At 37.1% G+C, this 24,304-nt stretch carries 23 protein-coding genes; 7 read left to right on the top strand and 16 right to left on the bottom strand.

Annotated elements, in window-relative coordinates:
- Positions 1-31: 31 nt before the first annotated feature.
- The 3 genes from PP175_RS27125 to PP175_RS27135 all read right to left on the bottom strand — a co-directional run bounded on the left by PP175_RS27125 (position 32) and on the right by PP175_RS27135 (position 4,700).
- Positions 32-1,507, bottom strand: coding sequence for a hypothetical protein (locus tag PP175_RS27125; protein WP_272444207.1), 1,476 nt, complete (start codon positions 1,505-1,507; stop codon positions 32-34).
- A 42-nt stretch (positions 1,508-1,549) separates the two neighbouring features.
- On the bottom strand, positions 1,550-2,869 hold the full coding sequence (locus PP175_RS27130; protein ID WP_272444208.1) for a PhoH family protein: 1,320 nt from the start codon (positions 2,867-2,869) through the stop codon (positions 1,550-1,552).
- 730 nt (positions 2,870-3,599) lie between these two features.
- Entirely contained in the window at positions 3,600-4,700 is a 1,101-nt protein-coding gene (locus PP175_RS27135) for a helix-turn-helix domain-containing protein (protein WP_272444209.1), read from the bottom strand.
- A gap of 761 nt (positions 4,701-5,461) precedes the next feature.
- Between PP175_RS27135 and PP175_RS27140 the strand changes: the two genes are divergently transcribed.
- Positions 5,462-6,952 carry a hypothetical protein gene (locus PP175_RS27140; protein WP_272444210.1) on the top strand — a complete coding sequence of 497 codons (1,491 nt, stop codon included), beginning with the start codon at positions 5,462-5,464 and terminating at the stop codon, positions 6,950-6,952.
- A gap of 311 nt (positions 6,953-7,263) precedes the next feature.
- Here PP175_RS27140 and recA read toward each other — a convergent pair whose 3' ends face one another.
- Genes recA through PP175_RS27155 form a run of 3 tightly spaced genes read right to left on the bottom strand, consistent with a single transcriptional unit; the run spans position 7,264 to position 9,357 of the window.
- Positions 7,264-8,304 (bottom strand): recombinase RecA, encoded by a 1,041-nt coding sequence (recA, locus tag PP175_RS27145; protein WP_272444211.1) that lies wholly within the window; start codon positions 8,302-8,304, stop codon positions 7,264-7,266.
- An 18-nt stretch (positions 8,305-8,322) separates the two neighbouring features.
- Positions 8,323-8,811 carry a hypothetical protein gene (locus tag PP175_RS27150; protein ID WP_272444212.1) on the bottom strand — a complete coding sequence of 163 codons (489 nt, stop codon included), beginning with the start codon at positions 8,809-8,811 and terminating at the stop codon, positions 8,323-8,325.
- A gap of 21 nt (positions 8,812-8,832) precedes the next feature.
- Positions 8,833-9,357, bottom strand: a complete 525-nt coding sequence (locus PP175_RS27155) for a hypothetical protein (protein ID WP_272444213.1) — start codon at positions 9,355-9,357, stop codon at positions 8,833-8,835.
- An 894-nt stretch (positions 9,358-10,251) separates the two neighbouring features.
- On the opposite strand from PP175_RS27155, the gene PP175_RS27160 reads away from it, so the two are divergent.
- Together PP175_RS27160 and PP175_RS27165 are read left to right on the top strand one after the other, a co-directional pair.
- Entirely contained in the window at positions 10,252-11,064 is an 813-nt protein-coding gene (locus tag PP175_RS27160) for a ParA family protein (protein ID WP_272444251.1), read from the top strand.
- A gap of 5 nt (positions 11,065-11,069) precedes the next feature.
- Positions 11,070-11,528 (top strand): hypothetical protein, encoded by a 459-nt coding sequence (locus tag PP175_RS27165; RefSeq protein ID WP_272444214.1) that lies wholly within the window; start codon positions 11,070-11,072, stop codon positions 11,526-11,528.
- Between the two features lie 235 nt (positions 11,529-11,763).
- Here the strand turns inward: PP175_RS27165 and recJ are convergent, their stop codons facing one another.
- The 6 genes from recJ to PP175_RS27195 form a co-directional block, all read right to left on the bottom strand.
- Positions 11,764-13,467: a single-stranded-DNA-specific exonuclease RecJ gene (gene recJ / locus PP175_RS27170; protein ID WP_272444215.1), complete on the bottom strand. Its 1,704-nt coding sequence runs from the start codon at positions 13,465-13,467 to the stop codon at positions 11,764-11,766.
- A gap of 242 nt (positions 13,468-13,709) precedes the next feature.
- Positions 13,710-14,252 carry a metal-dependent hydrolase gene (locus tag PP175_RS27175; protein ID WP_272444216.1) on the bottom strand — a complete coding sequence of 181 codons (543 nt, stop codon included), beginning with the start codon at positions 14,250-14,252 and terminating at the stop codon, positions 13,710-13,712.
- 133 nt (positions 14,253-14,385) lie between these two features.
- On the bottom strand, positions 14,386-14,520 hold the full coding sequence (locus PP175_RS27180; protein WP_272444217.1) for a hypothetical protein: 135 nt from the start codon (positions 14,518-14,520) through the stop codon (positions 14,386-14,388).
- A complete protein-coding gene (locus tag PP175_RS27185; protein WP_272444218.1) occupies positions 14,517-15,182 on the bottom strand; it encodes a helix-turn-helix transcriptional regulator in 666 nt (221 codons plus the stop codon). The genes PP175_RS27180 and PP175_RS27185 overlap by 4 nt, the downstream gene beginning before the upstream one ends.
- A gap of 281 nt (positions 15,183-15,463) precedes the next feature.
- Positions 15,464-15,640: a hypothetical protein gene (locus PP175_RS27190; protein WP_272444219.1), complete on the bottom strand. Its 177-nt coding sequence runs from the start codon at positions 15,638-15,640 to the stop codon at positions 15,464-15,466.
- A 125-nt stretch (positions 15,641-15,765) separates the two neighbouring features.
- Entirely contained in the window at positions 15,766-16,497 is a 732-nt protein-coding gene (locus PP175_RS27195) for a dTMP kinase (protein ID WP_272444220.1), read from the bottom strand.
- A gap of 234 nt (positions 16,498-16,731) precedes the next feature.
- On the opposite strand from PP175_RS27195, the gene PP175_RS27200 reads away from it, so the two are divergent.
- A complete protein-coding gene (locus PP175_RS27200; RefSeq protein WP_272444221.1) occupies positions 16,732-17,085 on the top strand; it encodes a hypothetical protein in 354 nt (117 codons plus the stop codon).
- A gap of 25 nt (positions 17,086-17,110) precedes the next feature.
- On the opposite strand, the gene PP175_RS27205 is transcribed toward PP175_RS27200, so the two are convergent.
- From PP175_RS27205 to PP175_RS29790, 4 genes are all read right to left on the bottom strand, one after another.
- Positions 17,111-17,452 carry a helix-turn-helix domain-containing protein gene (locus PP175_RS27205; RefSeq protein ID WP_272444222.1) on the bottom strand — a complete coding sequence of 114 codons (342 nt, stop codon included), beginning with the start codon at positions 17,450-17,452 and terminating at the stop codon, positions 17,111-17,113.
- A 20-nt stretch (positions 17,453-17,472) separates the two neighbouring features.
- Positions 17,473-18,390: a hypothetical protein gene (locus PP175_RS27210; protein WP_272444223.1), complete on the bottom strand. Its 918-nt coding sequence runs from the start codon at positions 18,388-18,390 to the stop codon at positions 17,473-17,475.
- 77 nt (positions 18,391-18,467) lie between these two features.
- Entirely contained in the window at positions 18,468-19,220 is a 753-nt protein-coding gene (locus tag PP175_RS27215; protein WP_272444224.1) for a S1 RNA-binding domain-containing protein, read from the bottom strand.
- A 24-nt stretch (positions 19,221-19,244) separates the two neighbouring features.
- The gene (locus PP175_RS29790) at positions 19,245-20,465 is read right to left on the bottom strand and encodes a response regulator (protein WP_334314241.1); all 1,221 of its coding nucleotides are present in this window, start codon (positions 20,463-20,465) and stop codon (positions 19,245-19,247) included.
- Between the two features lie 246 nt (positions 20,466-20,711).
- Here PP175_RS29790 and PP175_RS27225 point away from each other — a divergent pair, with 246 nt between their 5' ends.
- The 3 genes from PP175_RS27225 to lepB all read left to right on the top strand — a co-directional run bounded on the left by PP175_RS27225 (position 20,712) and on the right by lepB (position 24,188).
- On the top strand, positions 20,712-21,194 hold the full coding sequence (locus PP175_RS27225; protein ID WP_272444225.1) for a hypothetical protein: 483 nt from the start codon (positions 20,712-20,714) through the stop codon (positions 21,192-21,194).
- Positions 21,195-21,208: 14 nt separating this feature from the next.
- Entirely contained in the window at positions 21,209-23,485 is a 2,277-nt protein-coding gene (gene recD2, locus PP175_RS27230; protein WP_272444227.1) for an SF1B family DNA helicase RecD2, read from the top strand.
- A 142-nt stretch (positions 23,486-23,627) separates the two neighbouring features.
- A complete protein-coding gene (gene lepB / locus PP175_RS27235) occupies positions 23,628-24,188 on the top strand; it encodes a signal peptidase I (RefSeq protein ID WP_272444228.1) in 561 nt (186 codons plus the stop codon).
- Positions 24,189-24,304 lie beyond the last annotated feature (116 nt).

A 24,304-nucleotide genomic window follows, 5' to 3' on the forward strand; every position in this document is an offset into this window, starting at 1 on the left:
ATAACCCTCTCCACGAAGAAGAGGGTTGATTTTATTGACCTGAAGTTTGTCCAACAGTTGAGAGCATCGGCTTAACTTGGGCTTTAAAGCCTTTAAGAATGTCATCAAATACCGATACAGACATTTTATCTTTGGTGTGATTAATGACCACGATTTTGTTTTCAAGCAGAATCTCGAATCGGTCTTTATCATCTACGGCTCTACCACCGCTTCGAATTGCCAATTGGAATAATACATCGTGTACTTCTTGATAGGAAACCGTTCCGTCACTTGCTACTTTTAAATCGGTATCAAAGTAATACGGTTGTTTATCGGTTCTATCCAAGGTGAAGTGCAACGTCGTAGCAGGTTTAGGAGCTTTATTCTGCCCTGTAGAGGTATATGGCGTTGGATTTGTGTTCCAAACATTAGACGGATTGTTCCATGCTCTAGCATTTGAATGCGGATGGTTAATGCTCATATCATACGCACTATTTGTGATGCTATTGGCATTGTGAGCGAATCCTCCGAAGCTTCCTGTTGGCACTTTTACTGGTGCAACAGGTTTCGCTTGATTAAAGTCATAGCCCATTCCTCCATGTGGTTTGGTGAAATCTACACTACAGAAAACTTTTGCATCCAATTTAGAAGCGACTTCTTTTGTCACTGTCGGGGTTTTACCTGCAATGGTTTTAGTCGTCACTTTATAACAGGTTGAGTTTTCTTTTACATAAGTGGTTGAGACTGTGTAATGCTCGATTGGAAGAATACCTGAAAGATTCGCCGTACCTTGGTCTTGTGCAGGCGTAAGTTGGGGTTGCGGAGTGGCATTTTGATTCTGTGCTGTCCCTTGTGTATCCTGGTTTGGATTTTTGCCATCAGCAGAAGGTCCATACCCTGGGAGGTAGTCTCCTGTATTGCTATTCTTATAAGGAGCAAATGCACTCGCTGGAAGTTCTGTAAAATCTAGAGGAGGTGTTCCAACGCTCTCCGTAGGATGATTTTGTTGCGGATGAAAAATCTGATTCATGAGATTCTTATCCATCGTGCTTCTGATTCCAGCCAATTTTGTCGCATAAGCGGTTCGTACATCACTCTGTGGAAGAGATTTAACCGTCATATCCGCGACATCATAGTCGGTTTGCAATAAACTATTGCCTACTTGTTTAATGGCTTTATCGGTTAAATAAGAGGCGTATTTGGCTTGCAGAGAGCTATCTTGGATACTTTTAATGTAATCACCCATTTTGCTAACCAACGCTGATTTGTCGTCAGGATTGGTTTCACTGAAAGGCAATGCAATAATGGTATCAATGGCAGATGTAATGTCACTGTCTGAATTTGTATCTGACGCCTTCTGTAGGGCTGTATTCGCATCTTGTAGCTGTTTGGCATATTGTGTGCTATCCAGGGAGTAATAGGGGCTGTTGGCGTGGCTAATGACGTTTAACACGTTCCCCGCAAAAGGCGTAGCTAAAACAGCAAATCCGACCACAGCCACCGATAATTTTTTCCATTTTCTTTTCAAGTTGCAACCTCCTTTCTCTAAAATTCAGTTGGAATTTAGGTTTTATAGTTTTCGTGCGCCAAATTCAGCGAGTCTACCACGCTTAGTTTTGGGGTCAATATCCATTGTGATATGACCAATGAAATCTTCCTCTTTTCCTTCTTCAATTAAGTGAACCAATCCATTGTTATATTGATTAAGGTTTGGGTCATCGATTTGCTCCACATCTCCTGTTACAATCAATTTTCCGTCGTCATTAACCCTTGTGACAAGGGTTTTTATCATGTGATTGGTGGTGTTTTGTGCTTCATCGAGTATGATGACTTTTTCAAAGACACTCATACCTCGAATATTTGCAAGAGGGATAAAATCGAGCATATCTTTTGCAAGCAACTCTTCTACTTTTTGGTCAACCGTCAATCGATTGGTTATGGAATGCAAATCCTTTCCAGAATAAAGTTCTTGCTTAAATAAAAACTCAATGGAGGAATAAAAGGGTTGAAGGTGAGGGCGGAGTTTTTCTTCTACATCGCCTTTATAAAATCCAAGTTCTTCTCGTTTATCGACCGATATACTGGACTTGGTGTAAAGGAGCTTGTGATATATATTATTTATGATGGCTGAGAGGGAATAATCAATGGCTTCGAGGCTTTTTCCTTTTCCTGAGACACCCATTGCGGTTACGCAAGTGATGTCTTTATCTTGGAGAAGGTAAAGGAACATTTTTTGCTCTAGATTTTTAGGACGTGTTCTCATTCCGTTGACATTGAGTTTGTCAAAATCTACGGGGATAATTTGGTCATGTTTACGGATACCTATAGCAATGTGTTGTGGATTGAATTGATTTTCTAAGATAACAAATTCATTTGGAAACAAATCGAATTCATTGCCAAGTTTTCCTTCAAACATACGGGTAATCATATGTTCTGGAACGGTTAGTTTACGATAGCCTTTATAGATTTCAGTTTTTATCATGTCGGCTTTGTATTCTTCAGCTTCAACAAAATCTCTAGCAATGACACGCATCATTCTATCTCTAGAAATCAGCGTAGCATTGTTGTTCTTTGCACAAGCGATGATTTTGTAATCATTTTTATCCATTACCAACGCTTTTGATATTTCTTCGTTCTCTATGTCATAGCTTGTCCGAATCAAGGTTTGCCCTAATCTTACCCCTTGTTTTAAGGGTGCTTTTTGGGATAGTTCATCAAGGATTTTGGAAACAATTCTAGCATAATAGCCTCTCTCTGAACTCTCATCTTTTAAATGATTAATTTCTTCATAGACAACAGACGGAATAATCACTTCATTATCTTCAAATTTATAAAGCGCATCGACATCATAAAGAAGGACACTGGTATCAGCAACAAACTTTTTCGACAAAAACATATCCCCTCTCTTATATTGTTTTTAGTCAATACTGTTAAAATCAGCATAGGACTTCTTGATACTTTATGCAATATAAAATGGGTTTAATCGGTTTGAAGGATAGGAGCCAATCGTTTATAATAAGAAGAACTCCTTTTTATTTTTTTGAGGAGGCGGTTTTAAAATTATTTCAATAGTAGAAAAACTGTAATTTCTTCAATCCTTTCAAACCTTACTTCCAAACATTCCTCCACCTCTTATAAAACATACCTTAAAAACATATCTTATCATCATATATTCTTTCATAGATTCATACAGTAATTATAGGCAGAGATTACGCAAATCAAAAAGCTCCAATCCCTTGACACATAAGGCTTGATGATGATTTTAGTTAAACAAAAATTTCCACATCCACCCCAAAATTTTCTGAGAAACCTTCTTTTTTACCAACTGTGAACACTTAATTTTCCATGTGTGACTACCTTTTTTTCATTTGTGAACATTATTTTTTCTATTATGAAATACTTTTTACCAATGTGGACATTCTTCTTTCTATTTTTCCTGTAATTTTTCCATTGTGAATAGCGTGTGTATAAAATGTGGACAAATTTGTGGATAACCGTTGCATAAATAAAAAAGACTTCCCCGTCTCTTTTGAAAAAGACGAAAAAGCCTTTATTTAGAATGATTATATTTACATATAAGATAAAATATGGAAATAATAGGCGCAAAGAAATAAAGAAGATTAGGCGATAAATTTTTGAAATACCGTCTTTTTAATCAATGACCGTACAAAGCCCCCTACATTCTCCACGACCAGTTCCTCTTCGTTAGAGACTTGTTCCTTGTAAAGAGAAAGAGCTTCACAAAGATATGTGACGCCGTACTCCATAGACAGTTGAACAAGGTCATTCATATCTTCTGGTGATAATTTGTATGTCGTCTCTCCGAGGATAGAGCGGATTTGTTGCGTAAACTGCTTCTCTTTTTTCGCTCGTAATAATTTTTCGTTAAATTCAGGACGTAATTTGAACATGACAATAGAATCCTTGGATTGGATATCAAAGGAACCTGTTACACCCTCTAACGTTTTCTTAATGATTTTAGGATAGCTGATATTTTTAGGTAAGGATTGCTTAATGTCCTGGTAAGTCGTGATGGCGTATTCTTCGGCACTGATGGATTTGTTGTCTTGTTCAAGTGCCAATCGAAGGCTTGCTCTTATTTCGTTTACGGATTTTGCACTCACCAGTTGAACAAACAGTTCTTTTGAAATGCGAAAATAACCAGAACCATTTTGTTTTCTGGATTGATGATATTCTTTATATTTTGTAATATGTACACTGAAAATGTCAGAGGTATATTTCATGGTAGAAATTAGCCCTAACTTACTTAATTCAATGTTGTTATTTTTCACCGTTCGCACGTTGCAACCTAGTAGACTTGCAATGGCTTTGATTGATACATATTTAATAAAGCCATTCGAATCTACAGTCATTAAATGATAGAGTATGAATTGAAGTAGTTGATATTTAGAAAGACGCTTTTTATTTTTCAACAATTCGTCTTTCTGAATACGGTAGCGGTGCATTTCATTGACGTAGATACCTTTGGGCAGAGAAAAAATTTGATATTGGCAATTTTGTTTGCAGTAAGTTGCCTTATCCTCAATAGGAACATCTTTTAGTTCACAATGAGAAGGACAGGTAGAAAAGTCAACTTCTACTTCTTCGAGACTATGACCTTGGTCACTTCCCCTCTTATAGTTTGGCGTCACACCTAATACGGTAATGAGCATCTTTTTCCCGATTCTAGCGAATTCCCTCATGGGCATCCATGTATCCAATGAAATCACCTACCTTACCTAAATTCCTATAAAAGTTTCATAGCAACATTGTAAGAGATATCGACTTTGTTGTCTAAAAACAAAAAAATAGACTTGTCAGAACGGAAAAACAGAGACAAACCGAAATGAGTCCTTTTTTTTAGCGGTATTTCTCGTACGGCATAATAGGTGACCTGTCAGAACGGAAAAACAGAGACAACTATGCTGATACTGATAAACAATGAGGTGTAGCGAACTTTGTCTTTTTTACAAAAGCATTTTTTACGTTTTTTCATGGTAGTGTTAGAAGTTAAAGCAAATGTTGTGCTTGTCAGAACGGAGATTTTAATACAAAACCAAAATATGGTTACGAAATGACCTGTCAGAACGGAAAAACAGAGACAAACAGGAAATGGAAGTGTCGAATTTTGTCGAAATAAAATTTTATTTTTTTTAAAAGTATCAGCGACTTGTCAGAACGGATATTCGAAGACAAGTTTAATAGGGTTGTTCATAACGAGGTTTTTTTTAAGTTTAAAGATTTTTTTTGATGGGAAAAAGTTAAAAAAGACTGATATTGCCTTGTCAGAACGGATAATTGTAGACAAGTAAAAGTTATGCCTTGTCAGAACGGAGTATAATAGACAATTATCTGTAAATGACTTAAAATGTACCCGTCAGAACGGAGATTTGGAGACAATTCAGGGTTTTAACAACTTACCAGTCACTCTTTCTATTAAGTTTAGACATGATATAATGAGGGGAACAGGGAGGTTTTGCAAGTGAGAATACCTGATTCTACGATGCAAAATATTTGGGATAATGTGAACGGTTCTCTTGAAAAGAAGTATAACCAATACTTATATTCGGGAAACGGGATTGAATTTCAAACCTATTACAATAAGACTTTAACGACTATTTTCAACACATTGGATTTAGAACATTTATTTGAAGTAACCAGTGATACGTTGTCTCCGATTGTAAAGAGACGGCAAAAGACTAAAAAAAGATGGTTGGATAGGGAATTAAATAGTGAAGGTTTATTTTATAAGGAAATTGAAGTTGTCGCAAAAGGATTGTTCGAACAATTTCAAGATGAACCAGAAAAGTTTAAAGCTGTTTATCAATGCGATACCTATGAAGAATTAAAAGTGAAGCGATTAGCTGAACTCCGAACGTGGTTGGAGATGGATGATATACCTGTATCCGATTTTCCATATTTAAAAGATAAACAGAGATTCCAAATACAAAAAGCGTTTGATAATGATATTGAGTATATAGCCTTGAAGTTAATAAAAGAAGAATGTCCTTTTGGTATGCAGAGTGCGATTGTCGCACTTCCTAATTCCATGAGTAATATTCCAATTGATTTTACGAATCGGATACGGATGAACCAAAATCCTATTCTTTCACAAGGAAAAGACCAATTCTTTTCCGATATGTATCATATCGATGATAATACCGTTCTTGAAAGTTTAGTCAATGTGGAAATTCTACGTACTGGCGTGATTGCGAGCGTTTTAAAAACATTAAATGCAATGGATGTAAAAATATTTTTATCGGTTATGACCAAACAAGATGAAAACTTTTTTACTACTAGAGAAATTTTAGTGGATATTGGAGATGTTGTACGAGATGTATATACCTCCGATAGCCAAAAAAGTTACATGTCCGTTAAGGAAAGTCTTCTTCGTATGGCTCATTTGCAGTCTGGATTAGTCAGCGATACATTACGAGGCTTTACCGTTAAAATTTTTGACAATGTAGACATAGCTAAAGCTACGAATTCCGACAAAGAGGTTGCTAAAATCGTCGTCAATATTGATATCGTGAACCAATATATTAAAAACCAAACGATTAATATGTATAGGGATAGAATTGATAGGTTTGAATTAGATTCGGCAAAAATAGCGATATTCCCTTTGCAACGAGAGCGAATTCGTTGTTCCATGATAACGAAACCAGGAAAGCCGCTTGTGTTTCAAGCCAACATCAATTTTTTCAGAGGAATCCTTTACTTCTCCAATAAAAAGAAAAGAGAAAACATCAAAATCATTGAGAAAATGTTAGCCGAAATTAAGAGAAATGAAATTACATTGAAAGATTTTCACCGTCAAGGTGACACATTCTTTTTGGAATTCTATGAGATTGACAATCGGGAACGTAAGGATTTGTTAAATTATAAAGAAACAAGAGTATTGCTTACAGAAGAAGCAACAGCATTGCTCACAGCAGATGAACCCTATGAACAAATGAAGTTAAATATAGATTAAAGAAACAGAAGGGAATACCCTTCTTTTTTTATCTGCAAATGCATTTGCAGAAAACGATTTGATTACTTCTCACCTTTTTGTAAGTATGGTGAGAGATGGGCAAAACCACAAATTATTATGGAAGTGTTTATGTTTCAAAATATGTATACATATTTTGAAACATAAATGGAATATTTTTATTTTTTTGTTGTTAGCATCACAACCGCAAGTTTAACACCAGAAAAACGGGGAAATGACGGGGAAAATACCAGGAAAACGGGAGGAAAGACAATAAAAAATACAGGCTATAAAGTAAGCCTGTATCTTCGTGATTATGCTAATGGTGGTTCTGTATCCTGTTCTTCATCATGTTCAGGAGGAATGTCGGTTCCGATATCTTCAATACCTTTAATTTTATTGGCAATCTCATTGCACAACGTTGGATTTTCTTCGAGGAACTTCTTGGAGTTTTCCCTACCTTGTCCAAGACGTTCTTCCCCGTAGGAATACCAAGCTCCTGATTTGTTTACAAACCCTTTTTCAACACCAATATCAATGACTTCCCCGTAATAGTCGATGCCTTTACCATAGATGATGTCAAATTCGACTTGTTTGAACGGTGGTGCTACTTTATTTTTAACCACTTTGACTTTGGTCTTGTTACCCACAATGTCTTGCCCTATTTTGATAGATTCGATACGCCTTATATCTAGACGTACAGATGCGTAGAATTTGAGGGCACGTCCTCCTGGAGTGACTTCGGGACTACCAAACATAACCCCTACTTTTTCACGTAGTTGGTTGATAAAGATAACAATGGTCTTGGATTTGTTAATGACACCTGCCAACTTACGCATCGCCTGACTCATTAATCGAGCTTGTAAACCTACGTGACTATCTCCCATTTCCCCTTCTATTTCGGCTTTTGGCACGAGTGCCGCTACGCTGTCTACGACAATCATGTCAACCGCATGACTGGCAACAAGGGCTTCTGCAATTTCTAGGGCTTGCTCCCCTGTATCAGGTTGTGAAAGGAGCAACTCGTCAATGTTAACACCAATCGCTTTAGCGTAAATCGGGTCAAGTGCATGCTCGGCGTCAATTATGGCGGCTGTCCCGCCTGCTTTTTGCACTTCTGCTATCGCATGGAGCGCAACAGTGGTTTTACCTGCAGATTCAGGGCCATAAATCTCAATAATGCGTCCCTTTGGATAACCACCAATACCGAGCGCACCGTTTAAATACAAAGAACCTGTTGGAACGGCTTCAATTTCAAGGGTTTCTCGTTCACCAAGTTTCATAATGGAACCTTTACCGAATTGTTTCTCTATTTGGGCTAATGCCTTTGAAAGTGCCGCTTGTCTATCGCTCATATGATGGTGTCTCTCCTCTTAGTCCAATGATTTATAGGTTAAGGTGTTTATCCCTTTGCCATATACTTTAAAACAATGCCAGTATCCCTTTTCAAAGAGGATACGTTGTGCCATCAGTTGTTTATGAAAAACAGCAAAATCCTTGGCTTTTGCTGTTGTCGCTTCAATGGCTTTATCCAAGGATTCGTTTGGTGTCTTTTTATCAAAATAGGCATCTAGCCTATCAACTTCCATTTGGATGGATAAAAGCTTCTGTTGGATAAAATTCTCCACTTCAGACAGGTAGTGGCTCCACAGATTGCATTCGGTCATCAAATGATAGACTTCATACAAATCCTGTTCTTGCATGCTAAAGTAACGATGTATGGTGTGCATATATCCAGTAAAATCAAGACGTAAATCCTCTTCTTTCAAATACTGATTTATTCTTTTTGCCATATCAGGGAATTTAACAAGGTTGTTATCCTTCTTCTTTCTTCCACTGCTATGTTCGGTGTAATTCTTCACGGGAAATCCCCCATTCTCTTTTTAGGAAGCTTGTGGGGATTGATTGTTATTGTAAATCGGTTTGTTTGCCCAATCGCAAGTGGCTTTGCAATGGTAATAACCCCGTTCAAGAAATTTTATTTTAGATTCAAGTTCATCATAAAAAGCTTTTAAACAGTTTCGCTTTTTACGAGCTTGTATCACATGACTATCTTTATTTGAAAGACGCTCACCATTTGCAACCTTCACCGCATCTGCTTTAATGGATGCTGTTGCTTGAATCTCTATCTTATCGGTTTCAGCGTCTAAATAGAATTTTTGAATCAGATTCGAAATGCTTGCGAAATATTCCGACCATGCGTTTAACTCTTTGGTTAATCGCCATGCCGTATGAATATCATTCTCCTGCATATTCGCATAGTCAATGATGGTCTCGGTGTATCCCTGAAAATTAAGGGTGATACCATCTGCTTTCAAGTATTCTCTAGCCATTAGACTTAACGCTTTAAAATAACTCATACCGCTCCCGCTCTTGCTAGGTAGTGGATTAACAGGTGGTTTTGCCATGTTGTCCCCCCTCTCTTATGTACGAATTTATATATTTAGTATAGATTATTTGTAGACTATTGTCAATTATTTTTTACTAAAGTGTATCAATAATCGAGATTTGAAATGGAACGTTGGTTACGGAAAAACAAAAGTATAAAAATGAAAACCTTGACTTTTAAGGATTATCTTATGGAACAGGAAATGTTTACATTTTAGATTACATATATGAACACATCTACATTTATACAATATGAAACATTTGTTAAAGTGTATTAGTTTATTATTGTTTTTGTGTTTTTTTATTTGGAAGTGAATTTGTTTAATATTACTTATACACATCATATTATGTTTGCTATTAAATTTAACTTTAACCTTCCGATTATGTTTTTATTTAAAAATAATTATTTAATTCAGTAAAACTATAAGAAATAACAAAAGAAATAACAAAAGAAATAACAAAAGAAATAACAAAAGAAATAACAAAAGAAATAACAATTGTTTTAACATACTATTCAATAAAGGGATAAGAACAATTATCAGGAATGATAAACAGAAAAATAAACGCAATAAATTTAGTAATACTATCAACATGAGTTTAAACAAGTTAACACGTACTATAAAACATATACGCTTGATTAAATGCAAACAAAAACAAAAATTAAAACAAAATCGAAATGATAACAGGAATAAAGTGTATAAACGGATAAACTTAATTTTCTTTAATCACTTACCTTATCATTTACATAACCATTTTGTTTTACGGAACAGGAAAAGAAAGAGGATAATGAAAAAGAAATGTATAGCGTTCTCCTTTTGTAATAGGAAAAGGTTTGGTACTATGAATCCATTAACAAAAGCGAATTTTTTCTATAAAATGGAGCTATACATAAAATGAAGGGGAGAAAAAACGACATGGGTAAAGTAATAACACTGGGCTTGCAAAAGGGAGGCGTGAGTAAAAGTACAACGACGGGCATCCTGGCATACCTATTAGCCAATGATGGTAAACGGGTTCTCGTAGTGGACATGGATTCACAGGGAAACGTGACCGAATTACTCACGGATGTTACTGCTAACGAATTTATTGGTCGGTCTATATATGAAGCCGTTATCTATAAAGATGCAGAGAAATATATACATAAAGTTAGCGATAACCTAGACCTTATTCCAGCAAACAACTTCTTAGCATTGTATAGTCGTTGGATTTATACTTCAAAGATGATTGTTTTGGGCGAAGAAGTACGTGAAGAGATTATGCCTTATAAAGGTAAAGCAGAGGAACAGTTGGACATCTTACTCGACCAGGTACGAGATAAGTATGATTACATCTTAATTGACACTCCGCCAAGCCTATCAGAACAAACCTCTTCAGCTCTGGTGGCAAGTGATTATATTATCGTGCTGTATGAGTGCTCCAAATTCTGTTATTCAGCCATACCAAACTTTATGGAGTCTTTGGAAATCGCAAAAGAAGTCAGTTCGCATGACGTTGAAGTGGTGGGCATACTCCGAACGCTGAACGACAAAAGAAGAAGTGACTCTAAAGTATTTAATGATGCGATTGCAGAAGATTATCCAGACCTCGTATTTAAAACCATCATCACAAGAAAGGCATCAACAGGTCGGCTTCCTTTTTACGGATTGAGCGATAATCCTGAACTGAATGATGCGCTTTCTCAATTTAAGGAGTTTTATCAAGAATTGGTAGAAAGGATAGGTGAGTAAAAAAGATGGCAAATAAAAATACAGTTCAAAAGAATCAGGATAGATTGGCTCACGCACGAGCAAACGCTATTTCTCCGACACGAGCCATCATGAGTGGTTTTAACAGTTCAGAAACGGAAGAGGGAAATACAGAAGAACAGGCTTCCAATATTAAAAAACAGGAAGATAATAAAGGTCAAACGGTAGCACCAGTAAGGTCTACATCAACTGAAAATCCAACAGTACAGACAAGTGAGCAAGTAGCTGTAACTGCAGAAAGCCAGAGCTACGGACGTTTTGGTTCATTAAAATCGAGATTTAATAAACAACGGGTGGAAGATACACATACCCGCCGTACATTCTTAGTTCGTAATGATTTGCTTGAACGACTGGATGCCATTTCGGAGAAAAAGCATGGATTTAAAATTGAATTCATTAACTTGGCAATTGAAGCGGCATTACAGGAACTAGAGAAAGAGGAATAATGTAAAAGGTTCTGTAAACTATTGTGTTTACAAAAATGTACACATTTATGGTTACATATATGATTTCCATTAATTAAGTTCATCATCAACCAAATACGTATAAAATTAAAGGAGATTCACGGCATTGATTTGCTTCGTGAGTCTCCTTTTTGTTAGAAGTAGTGGATTATGGGAAAACAGTAAGCAAATATCTAAAAGTTAGGATTATAACGTTATGAGTTCCTGCATTTGCTTATCAATACTTGGTAGCATCAATGTAGTTATCACCATCAACGGTAAACTGTAACGAAACTCTATTGTTATAAACGTTCAGTTCTGGATAACCAATAGCTCTTACTGACAGCGGTTCTCCTTTAGCTCTGTAGCGTTCCGCCTGTCTCCACATAATCAGCGATATAAAATCGCCTATCAGCTTAACGTGATTTTTTTGTTCACCCATATAGAAGGGCTTTTTAGCCTGGAAGTTGTCCATAACCAGAATAGGTTTGGGGAAAGACTCACCATACGGTTCGAGTTCTTTCAATTCATCCACAATATCTATGGTTACGTTGTTTGCATCGATGGTAGCATCAATGTGAAATTTTTTAATGTAATCTTCTTCGGTTAGCCATTTATCTGCTAACTCATTCATCGCCTGTTCAAAGGGTTCCACCATGTGTTCTTCGATTGATAATCCAGCGGCCTTTGCATGACCACCACCACCAACAATATAGGCTTCCAGTTCTTCAAACGATTTTTTTAAGTGGAATCCATCAATGCTACGTGCAGAACCTTTCAAAAGTCCACTTTCCGTTTTAGTAAAGACGAAAGTAGGGCGATTGTATTTCTCTTTTAGCCGACCCGCAATAAGTCCGACAATACCTTCATGGAAACTTTCATCGTAGACCACAAGAACATTCTTAATTCCTTTTTCACGCAACATTTCTTCTGCCCGTTCACATTGTTGCTCGGTCATTTTTTTACGTTCATCGTTAATGCCTTTTAAGTAGGTGATGGTTTCCCGCATCAGTTCTTCATCTTCCCCAAAGAACATCTCAATCGCTCTTCGTGGGTCACCGTCCAGTCGCCCAATAGCATTTAACATGGGAACATAAATAAAACCAAAGGTATAGTGGGCATTTACTTCTTTTACCCCTGTGACTTCACGAAAGATTTTATAGAGGGTTCGTTTTTCTTTACGCACCAGTTCCAAACCTTTTTGTACCATCACTCGGTTCTCGTCAACCAATGGAACAATATCGCCAACCGTAGCCACAGCTACAATATCCAGGGTATCATAGACCGTTTCTAAAGGTAGTTCCATCTCCCAAAAGAGGAGAAGCATTAATTTAAAGGCGACCCCTGCGCCACATAGTCCTTTAAACGGATATTCATCATCTTTTCGCTTGGGGTCAACGACAGCATCGGCATTGGGTATGGTGTCACCTTGTTCGTGGTGGTCGGTAACAATGACTTTAAGCCCTAAATTTTTTGCATAATCAACACCCTCAAATGCCATGATGCCGTTATCAACGGTTATAATCAATTTGGTATCAGGATAAAGTTTTAATAATTCATCGACGCCTGAAGGCATCATGCCGTATCCTTGTGTAAATCGATTGTTCGTGTAAAAGCCTACATTGCCTCCAGCCTTACGGAGTAGGTCAGTCATAACCACAGTACTGTTTACGCCATCACTGTCATAATCTCCGTACACCACCATTTGTTCTCCATTTTTAATGGAGTGTTTCAGGATATCAATCGCTTTTTGCGCATCCTGCATTAGTCTTGTATCATGGAGATTTTCTAATGTCCCAAATAAAAAGGATTCTATTTTTTCTGGTGTATCATAACCACGGTTTACCAAAACCTTTAGCGTGATGTCAGATACACCCGTCAGACGTTTATCTTTTTTTAGTTCTTCAATGTTTTTGTTTGGAAAAAGCCAGCGTTTTTTCATCTCTCTACCTCCTTATCTCCCAACATGTAGTTGCGTACCCGAAATTATCAATATATCTAGTATATCATACTCATTTGTAACCGTAAAATATAATTTACAAAAAATAAAATTATTTTATGTACGTTTAGGAAATGAATTTTATTAGTACATTGGCTATTGTACATCTACAAAGCGAATTCGTACATGAAAGATAACGGAAAACAAAAACACCTGCTCAAATAATGGGCAAGTGTTCCGTCTGATTAATGTGATACATATTTGGTTGCTATTTCCGAAGCTGTTGCCAGAACCAACAGCACGGCAAAAACTTTTTCTAGGAATCCTCCAGTACGAAGTGGAAGCATGTGAAACTTCTTTTTGCTGAAAGGATAAAGTAGGGGAATGCCTCCTACAGTTAATGCGTCCAATAAGAGGTGACTGGCTATCCCGATACCAAAACCAATCGCAAAATAATTTCCTAATGCTTGAAATATTCCTGATAAAAACATTTTAGATAAAAACATCAATAAAGCCATCATACCCATAACAAAAATAGGGGAGTGCGTAATACCTCGATGACCAAACATCGTATTCACCGCAAAGGAAGCAACCTGATGATTCCGACCCGTATGGCTACCTCTATGGTCAATGTCAGGAACTTTGGAACCCATCACTGACCCTGCAACAAAAATGGAACCCATGAGAATTGGTGAAAGATGATAGAGGGCGTTTGTATGAGGGAGTAAATATTCATTGGCAAATACACCAGCACTAAATCCTCCGATAACATGTGTTTTATAATTCATGGATGATTCCTCCTTATTTCTTAACTTCCTATATGTTATGGGGATTTGGTAGTTTCTATAAAAGGGAGGGGGTTGGTCAAACAAAAAAACAGTAGATTTAGAAATCTACTGCTCCTCGTGGTTTGTTCATTTATTAGCCAATGAGTGCGACTTTGATATAATAACCTGCGCCAAGTCCCATTAAAATCATGATAATGTCTCCAATGATTTCAACCAGCAAATTTTGAACAAACTCTTTTGTTTTGATTTTTGCTAATAGAGCTTTCACGATTTGCTCCCCACCTTTTTCGAATTGATGACGTATGGTTGAATTCGTTCACCTAACTTTTTGTAAATTCTAGTATAGGTGTTGTTAAATTCATTGCGTAATTCTTCTTTAGCCAATGACATGAGCTTCGTGGTTGTTAGGTCACTGTTTTCTTCCTTTAACTCCTCGATTTTTGCTGGAGTCTCTTTATCCAGGAAGGCTTTAAGAAGGTCAGTATGTTCTTCTCTTGTCAGGAACTTGTTTGTTTCTTTGTTGTAGTATTCATGACCTGTTTTGGAAATTGCTTCTTTCTTAACCGTGTTATCAATGATTTCGAGATTAACCGTATCAAGATAGAGCGTAGCATCTCGTTCTTGTTTATAAGGTTTCACCCAAGCATTGTCGGTAAGTGTGAAGAGTTCCTCAACAGTAAGTCCCAATACATAGCTGACTTTTAAGGCAAAATCGACACCAGGTTTCATTTTGTTTTTAACGACTGCGTTAATGTTTTGTCTAGACAAACCTGTCAGCTTCGCTAAATCTGAAACGAGTAAACCTTTCTCCTGTAGTTTTTCCATGATGTGGTTTTCCACCGTTACTTCATCTTCATCTATTATATACAAGCCTCTTTGCTTCAATTCTTCCAAGCTATTAATCGATTCTTTTGTATGTGTCTCCTTCATTGCTATATCCTCCGTTTATGTTTCGTGTAGTATGTGAAAAGAATACGTTCTTTATTAGATTCAACTGGTTTTTTACCTAATATCAGTAAATTCTTTACGTAAAAGCTACCATAGCCAATTTTTTTTGTCAAGTATTTTTTACATGTTTATTTGGAATTTGTAAAATATTTTTTACTCACGATGTATTCATATTTATGACTGTGAAAGGGTAGGGCAAGCATGGTTTACCTGTTAGATAAACAGAAAACGCCCTTCTTACCAAGAAGAAAGGGCGAATGTCATCAATGTGAAGAGTACCACAAGTAAAAAGTAAATCCGACTAAAAAGAAAAACGTCTTTCTTAGAATCGTTTTCTTCTTAGAAAGGATGAATGGAATAACCTTTATTGGAATCCCCTTGTTCTCCGTCATTTCTGATTTCACAAGAGTTGGTGTTTCCTGATTATCCAGTGTATCCATATATAAAATTCTCCCCTTTCAAGACTAAAGTAATCATATCATGTAATTTAAAACATGGAAATTATATTTTACCAATTTTGCTATATAAAAAGAGACTTGTTGACACAAGCCTCTGTCGTCTCTTTTTATTTCATTCTTTCAACAATCAGGGTATAGGCATCCGTAATAATAGCATCAAGAGGACGCAAATCTCCTGGTATGTCTTTGGCAATCTTTTCTTCCCAACTCTCTGTAGTAATGCAGGAAATGGCTTTCCATTGTTGTTTATCCGCTACCCAACAAGCATTTTCATAGGACTGCTTCATAAATTCCAGATTACTTTCGTGAATGTCTTTGGCAGATTCACCCGTTATCTTATTCATACGTTCCGCCATCAGTTTCATGCTGTTTTGGATGGGCATGTTGAGAAAAATAACCTCGCTTGGAATGGGAAGTCCAAGTTTCGTAAACTCCAAATCCCATAACCACTCTAAAAATGCCAATCGTTCGGTTTCATTATGAATTTTGGATGCTTGGTGAATTGCATTACTTGTGGTGTATCGGTCAGCAATAATGATGCCACCTGACTCATAGAACTTTTTCCATTCTTTTAAGTAGGAAGCGATTCTATCCACTGCATAAAAGGAAGAAGCGGTATACGGATTCACTTCATCCGCATTATCACCAAATTCTCCGTTTAAGTACATCTTTACCAAGGCAGAAGAGGCACTATCGTAATTTGGGTACGATACTTTTTGCACCTGATAGCCGTTTTCTTTTAATTTCGTATAAACGGCATCGGATACCGTTTGTTTCCCGCTACTGTCCGTTCCATCTATGACAAATACATGTCCCGCATTACTTTTACCTGTGTTCATTTGATTTTCCCTTCTGTATGTAAGATAATTCTTACCAGTTTTCTCTGTTCATGCTTTTATTTTAAGCGTTTATTCGATAATTAATCGGTGCTTGTTTCATAATATCACGACTATAGTCAAAAGTAAAACCGCGCCTTTTCTATAAATTGCATCAGATACTATACAGTCCGTTTCCGTTTATATTTGTCATTTAATCAAACTATAATATAAAAATTCTCGCAAGGAGGTCGTAACGTGAACAAATTTTTAGAGGTAGCCCCTCGATATGTAAAATATATGCCTGTTTTTTTATCGATGTTTCTTTTCTTTACGGTTCCATCTTTCGCCCAACCAAAGTTGCCAGATGCCTGGAAATCTTTAATGGATGAATATCACATTATTATTCAAGGAATTATAGGATTTGGTATCCTAACAGCACTCCTCGTGTTTATTATGCATATGATACATTTGGCTTCACTTGGAGCGAGTAATCCAAAAGCTAGACGAGTTATCTTGAATAACATCCTCATTTCGGGTATAACAACTGCAATGTTAGGGGCTGTAGAAGTAATATTCTCGATTTTGGTAACAACTGCATTTGGCAAATAAAAAGGACTTAAATATAAGTCCTTTTTCAATGTACATATTCAGCTAGAAGGGAAAGGATTTTCTCTTTAACAGGGAGAGGAATCTCTTTTTCATGAAAAATGCAGGTTTCATTCGTCAGGATATGTTCTAAATTTACACAATTGCTGTTGGGGTTATCGAGGAGGTTTGCTACCTTAAGTAAGGTAATATAATCAACCCCAAGCGGAGTGGACAATTGTTGAAGTGTTTGAGAAGATGGGTTTCGTAGCCTTCGCTCCATGCGGGAAATATGAGAGGCAGAAATGCCACTTTCCTTGGAAAGTTGTTGAATGGATAGTTTCATTTCAATTCGTCTTTCTTGTAGGTAGTCATTGATGGGAAGACTCACATTTCTACCTCCTTTCTTTTTTAGGGTCTAAACGTAACCGCTTTGATTTCTTGAAGAACATCTTGTTCAGGAAGATAACGTAAGAATGCCCCCGCCTCATGCAGTACCCGTTGTAAACGTTCATCCGTAGAGAGTCTGAAATTTCGAATTTCAGAGGACTCTGTAATGAGTTTGCCTGCTTCAAGTGCTGTTAAATCACTATCTGCAAACACAAAAAGAACGGGTGGTTGTTCTGCATCGTAATAATATTTTTTCCAGGCATTTGTCGTCATCAAACTTTCCAATTTGAATACTTTATCTCGGATGTGAAGAGGGAAGTCATACTCACGAATGGCTTCACCAACAAAATAGCGGTTTTGCCCATTGATTTTCATGCACATTTCAAAAGAAGGAAAGACATTTTTCTTTCCAACACGAAAGTCAGGTTCAACTTTGAAATAAACCAGTTTATCAGGGCATGTTTCTCTGATGCGAAGATAAATTTCTGTTGTTAATAGATTCTTAGAAATAATCTCGGAAGATTTCATGTTGATGGTACTGTACCAGTCCGTTGTGTCCTCATTGGAATAGTTCGCAAGCAGATAACGTCCACCCAAATCCAAACAATAAATCTGGTAGGAATCAGGTGCAACTTGTTCTTCTTCAAAATCGGACAGCATGAACTTATTGAGCACACGATATTTGACCAGTTTGTCTAAGCGGTTTTTTAGGTTTACTTTCGTTTTATCTTCGCCCAAGAGTTTGTAAATTTGGTCAGCCGTGGCAAACTTATAGCGGAACAAAAACTTTGCAATCTCAATATCTCGGTCGGTAATCACATTGTTATTCTTCATCTTAATGATTTCGTTTTTTCCGATATTAAGATTGAATTTGTTTTCAAAGGTTTGTTTGAGGTCGGCTGGAATGACAATAGGGCTATCCTGTTCTTTTATATACATTCACGTAACGCTCCTTTCTTCTATTAAAAATAAGGCAGAAAGAATTGATGTCCTTCTGCCTTTGTTCTGGACTCAAATTAGATGATTCTTACGATTTTTCCTCGTACTCGTTCTTCTTCTGGTTTGATTTGTGTGATGCGGAAGGAAACTTTCATGCCTTCTTCAACTTCACCCGTGCCAGGAATAGGGCAGAGTGCATCGAGTCCAGGTGCGATGCAAACGTAAACACCCCAAGGCTTCACATTTCGTACAACACCAAGGACAACTTGGTCTCTTTCGAACATATCGAAGCTCATGATGGTTGGATTCTTATATTTTTCAACCGCTTCAAAAATTAGTCTATCGTTAGAGGATACTTTGCGCAGTTTTACATTGACGCTATCACCAACTTTGAGAACTTCGCCAACGGTTGTGTAATCTTCTGCAAAGTCTACGTTTTTAAGCAGACCTGTTACGCCTTCGATTTCCACGTAAGCACCGTATTTGAGTACATTAATGACTTGGGCATTAAATACTTCACCCTCACGAAGTCGCTCCACAATGCCTTCTTTAAGGATGGCTTGTGCATCTTTTCGAGAGCAAATCAGCACGTTATTATCTCTATCAATTTCCTTTACAACGAAACTTACTTCTCTACCAAGGAAACCCACGAGAGACTTCCATTGTACTTCCAGGTCAACTTCGTCTCGCACGATAATCCCTTTCACGCCGTCCAAATCGAGAACTAACACGTCAGTTTCCAGTTCTTTATTGTTTTGAACGACTTTAACGAGTCCTTTCAGGATTTCCTTGTTATTCATGGCTTTTTCATATGCTGTAATAGTATTCATATAGTTGTTTCCTCCTTTAGTTTTTTACTTTTTGAATAGTTTTTTCACAATGCCAAACAACCCATCATTTTTACCATTATTATAGTTATCTTTACTAGAATCATTCAGGATGGGTTCTTCTATATCCATGTTAGCTAATCTATCGTAGGATTCTTCCCTCAAGATTCTTCCTCTTGGCGGCTTAATGTTGACGGGTTCCTCTGAAACCATCGGATTCTGTGGGCGGATGTTGATTTCTTCGATTTTTCTGTCGGTTTTTTTCGACTTCGTTATCTCCACAGTAGAAACCAAAGGTTCTGTTGGACGAACAGTGGCGGATGACCGAGGCGGTTCCACAACGACTTCTCTCGGAGAATGTTGCGGTTCTCGTATCGAAGATTCCCTAGCGATGGAAGGGGATTCTTTCGTTTTTGGTTCTCGTATAGGGAAGTCTCTGTGAGGTTCCCGAATAGAAGGTTCCATTGGCGGTTGCGTGAATGGAACAGAAGATTCTCTAGAATCCATAACAGGGTTTCTGATTTCAGGCTCCCGAATCTCGATATCTGGTGAATCCGATGCCGTTACGGGTGGCTCTTCTTCTTCCACTAAGTCAATGAAAGATTCCTCCTTCTCCAAAGGAGAAAAATCGTTTTGTTCCTGCTCTATTTTTTCAATATTTTCTTGCGAGAGCTTATGGGCTTCTTGTTCCTCTTCTATTTGAAATGAATTAGGGAACTCAATATCATCCTCTGAATTTTTTATCTCAAATATTTGACTTTTGCTCTCGTCTGGTTTGTCTTGGATGATAATCTCAAAATTATCTTCAATTCCATCATCAGAAACCACAGGCGGTTGAACACTTTCTTTTGTCTCCGTCATTTTTGGTTGTTCTTCGGACATCCCTTCTTGCATCTTGTCCAGTTTGCTCCAAAGAAAGGCGGGTTGAAATGGTTTTTGAAGATATTCTTTTGCGCCTGCTTGCATGATTTCTTGCTGAATGGCTTCATCATTGTTACCTGTCACGACAATGATTTGAGCGGTAGGGTCTTTGGACAAAATTTGCTTTGTTGCTCCAACACCTGACATTTCAGGCATCGCAATATCCATTGTGACAACGTCTGGTTTCAATTCAAAATATAGTTTGATACCTTCTTTGCCGTTTTTAGCTTCTCCAACGACATCGTAGCCAGCTTCCTTCAATGCTTTTTTGAGTAAATTTCTCATGAAATAAGCATCATCTACAATAAGAACTGTTTTGAATCGCACGTATAAACCTCCCTTCAAAATTTCAGTCACTTTAACATGTCGTATGAACCATCTGTGCTCTTATTATAGTATCGCGTTGAATATAGACAAAGCGATTTTGTGTTTGACTATGTTCTATAAAAATTTAACCGAAACTGGATAGATTTTAATTTTGGTAAAATAAAATTGACAATTTTTGATTCGTTTGCTATGATGCTATTAGTTTACAAACAGGTTGTAGGTCAAAATAGGAGGAGAAAAATATCCATGATTGGACGCATGTATAGACCATTAAAGATATTAACTATCCCAGGTAAAAGGGGATACAATATTTTAAATAAATACAAATCGAGTTTCGGGGGAGAAGCTGACACCTTCGAAATGGAAGTGTACCTTCATTACAATGCAGGTAAAGGAACAGAAGAGGTGCGAATCGAATTTAAAGATTTAACACTACCTGTACGTATAGAAAATGGACATAGAATATCTGCTCACGTCGCAAGTAATACGGATGCAGAAAGAAAAATTGGTTCGTTGCGTAAATTTGAGCGACCTACCAACATTACATCTAAAAATGTGCTGGAGTTTACCATGCTCATTAAATCTCAAAAAGATGAAGAGGAAAACGATGCGTTAGTCGTACGACTAAACCCAACAGTAATCGATAATGAAGAATACATGGTTGTCGAAGCGGAGTGTGAAACCCCCGTTGTTGTCAAAGGAACGAAGAAAGTATCTGTTGGAGAATAAAAGGGGGAGAGAGGATGATTCCAAAGGAAGGGATGGATATCCCTGTTAAATTTGAGGTCGTAAAAATTCGAAAACGCTTTGATACGAACGGCTATACCATATTCGAAGCAAAGTTTACTGATTACCCTTCAACTTTTCTTCCTACTTCGGAAATTGTTTTAGCAGGGAATTTCCCTTCCATCTTTGAAGAAGATGAATTTGAAGGAGTAGGAAGTTGGAAAAATCACAATATATACGGGTATGGATTTAATTTAGAGTGGGCAAAGCGGTTGGTTCCGCAAACAGAAAAGGGAATACAGGAATTCTTAAAACGTTGTGTAAAGGGAATTGGAAACAAAACTGCCGAAAAAATTGTCCAGCACTTTGGACTTCAGACGATTTCTCAAATTGAAGCGGATTGGAAAAACCTATTAAAAGTTCCTGGAATGGGTGAGAAACGAGCAAAAAAAATACATGAAAAAATGGCTTCCCATAAAAAATATGAAGATGTTGCCATGTATGTATTAAGCAATGGGGGTGGATACAAGACCGCATTGCGAATCTATGAAGCGTTGGGAGATTCCGCTATTATTCGAATCAAAGAGAATCCTTATTCCTTATGCTCAATTCCTAAAATAAGTTTCCCACAAGCGGATAAGTTTGCAAAAAACGAAAGAATTCCCTTCCATCACATCGAACGAGTTAAACAGGGGATTCTTTATTTTTTGGAGAACGATTTAAAAAGCAAAGGGAATTTGTATGTCACTAAAAGGAATCTCTCACAAGAAATCAATTCCTTTTTATTACACGTTGGGGCATTTAAAGATGAAACCAATCATGAATTTATCTCTTATGGCAAAGTAAATGAAGCCTTAGATATGCTGATAGAAGAAGAGAAAGTCGTTATTGAAGAGGATGAAGAGGGCGTAGAGTGTATTTACACAAAATCTTATCATGTCATTGAAAATCAGATTGTAAAACATCTTAAAAAGTTGGTTGAAGAGTCAAAGACACCCATAGCAACCACGCAACAAATTGAGGAATTTATCACGGAGTATGAGACTACCCATAAGTTTCCGTTAGCAGAAAAACAAAAAGAAGCTGTTTTTATGGCTCTGCAGAATGGTATGAGTATCCTTACAGGAGGTCCTGGTACGGGAAAAACTCAGACCATCAACACCATCATCCAATGTATTCGAACCATTAAACCAACCGCTACCATTCATCTTTGTGCGCCTACAGGAAAAGCTAGTAAACGAATGACAGAGCTTACGGGGATGGAAGCGATGACCATTCACCGAACCATTGGGTTAAATGGTTTTCAAAAAGAAAATAAAACCACCCTCGTTCAAGGTGATTTTGTCATTATTGATGAATCCTCCATGATTGATGCGTTTGTCTTTTATAAATTGTTAGAAGCTATTGACGAAGACGTACGAATTTTATTTGTCGGTGATTACGAGCAGTTGCCAAGCGTGGGAGCGGGGCTTATCCTGCGGGATTTAATTAACTCCAAAAAGATTCCGACTACCGTTTTAACTGAGATTTTTAGACAAGCAAGAGAAAGCCAAATCGTGATGAACTCTCATAAAATCATCAAAGGAATCAAAACAACTGACAAAGATGGACTTACCTTTGATACGAATAAAAATGACTTCTATTTCATTCAGACCCAAAACAAGTTGGATGTACAATCTCGCATCATTGAAATGGTCGATAGATTTGTACAAGTACAGGGTTATAAACTAAGGGATATTCAAGTGCTGTCGCCTATGAGAAAAGGTGATTTAGGTGTGTGGCGATTAAATCGTTTGATGCAACAAAAATTTAATCCACCATCTGCTACGAAAAAAGAGTGGAAAGTGAATGAACTCAATTTCTTTAGAGAAGGCGACAAGGTTATTCAGACCGTTAATAACTATGATTTAGAAGTGTTTAATGGAGAAGTAGGATACATTCACTCTATTAGCCGAAACAAAGAAGGGGATACCATCGTAGAGGTTGAATTCGATGATAAAACAGTTGCATATGATGAATTAAGCATTGAAGAAGTGGAATTGGCGTTTGTGATAACTATACATAAGAGCCAAGGAAGTGAATTTCCTGTCGTCATTATGCCTATCCATTCCTCACAAGAAGGCATGCTCAATAAGAATTTAATCTACACAGCGTGGACAAGAGCAAAAGAGACGGTTGTTTCAATTGGCTCAAAAGACGCACTGGATAAAGCCATCGATAAAACCGATAATACGATTAGGTTCTCCAAAATTAAAGAAAAAATTGCGAAGCAAATCCTTCCCATTGCTTCGTGAAGAGGTAGCCTTAAAACGGCTATCTTTTTTACTGTACAGAACGGTTCCTTATGGACACAAAGGTCTTGCATATAATGAGACATAGAGAAAAAGCAAGGTGTTTGAAACCAAACTTTTTGAGGGATTAGGATGGGTGAATAAAATGGAATGGAAATTTCGGGAGTTGTTCGATGCACGTTTTCGGGAATTATTTGTAAAGAAATTCGGAAAGAATATCTTTCGACTTGGTAGAATTATAATCGTTCTGGTGTTGCTTTCGCTTTTCTTTCAGTTCTCAATTGTTCCGTCAGAATCAATGGTTCCAACCATACAGGTAAAAGATTATCTGTTGATTTACACGAAGTCAGATTACAAACGTGGAGACATTATCTCCTTTAAACTTCCTATCAACGAAAAGGAATCTTATTTAAAACGAATTATCGGTTTACCAGGAGACACAGTTGAGGTGAAAAAGGGTTCTGTTTATGTGAATGATGTAGCGTTAAAAGAGAATTATCTAAACGAAAAGCCGACGTATACGTATCCGAAAACAAAGGTTCCTGCGGGATGTTACTTTGTTCTTGGCGACAATCGAAACAATTCCTATGACTCACATTCATGGGGCTTTGTTAAACGAGATGAAATACATGGTAAGGTAGTAGCTGTGTTGCTTCCCTTTCAGCGTTTTCATCTGGTGCATAATGAGTTAGACCGAAATGAGTAGACTTGTCTGCTCATTTTTTATTTTATCAAATAGAAATAGAACGATATTGTGGTTTAAAAACTACATAAATTAATTTATACTTTATAGACAATAATATTGAAATTTAAAGGAGTCTT

The sequence above is a fragment of the Aneurinibacillus sp. Ricciae_BoGa-3 genome, assembly GCF_028421645.1.
Classification (GTDB): Bacteria; Bacillota; Bacilli; order Aneurinibacillales; family Aneurinibacillaceae; genus Aneurinibacillus_B.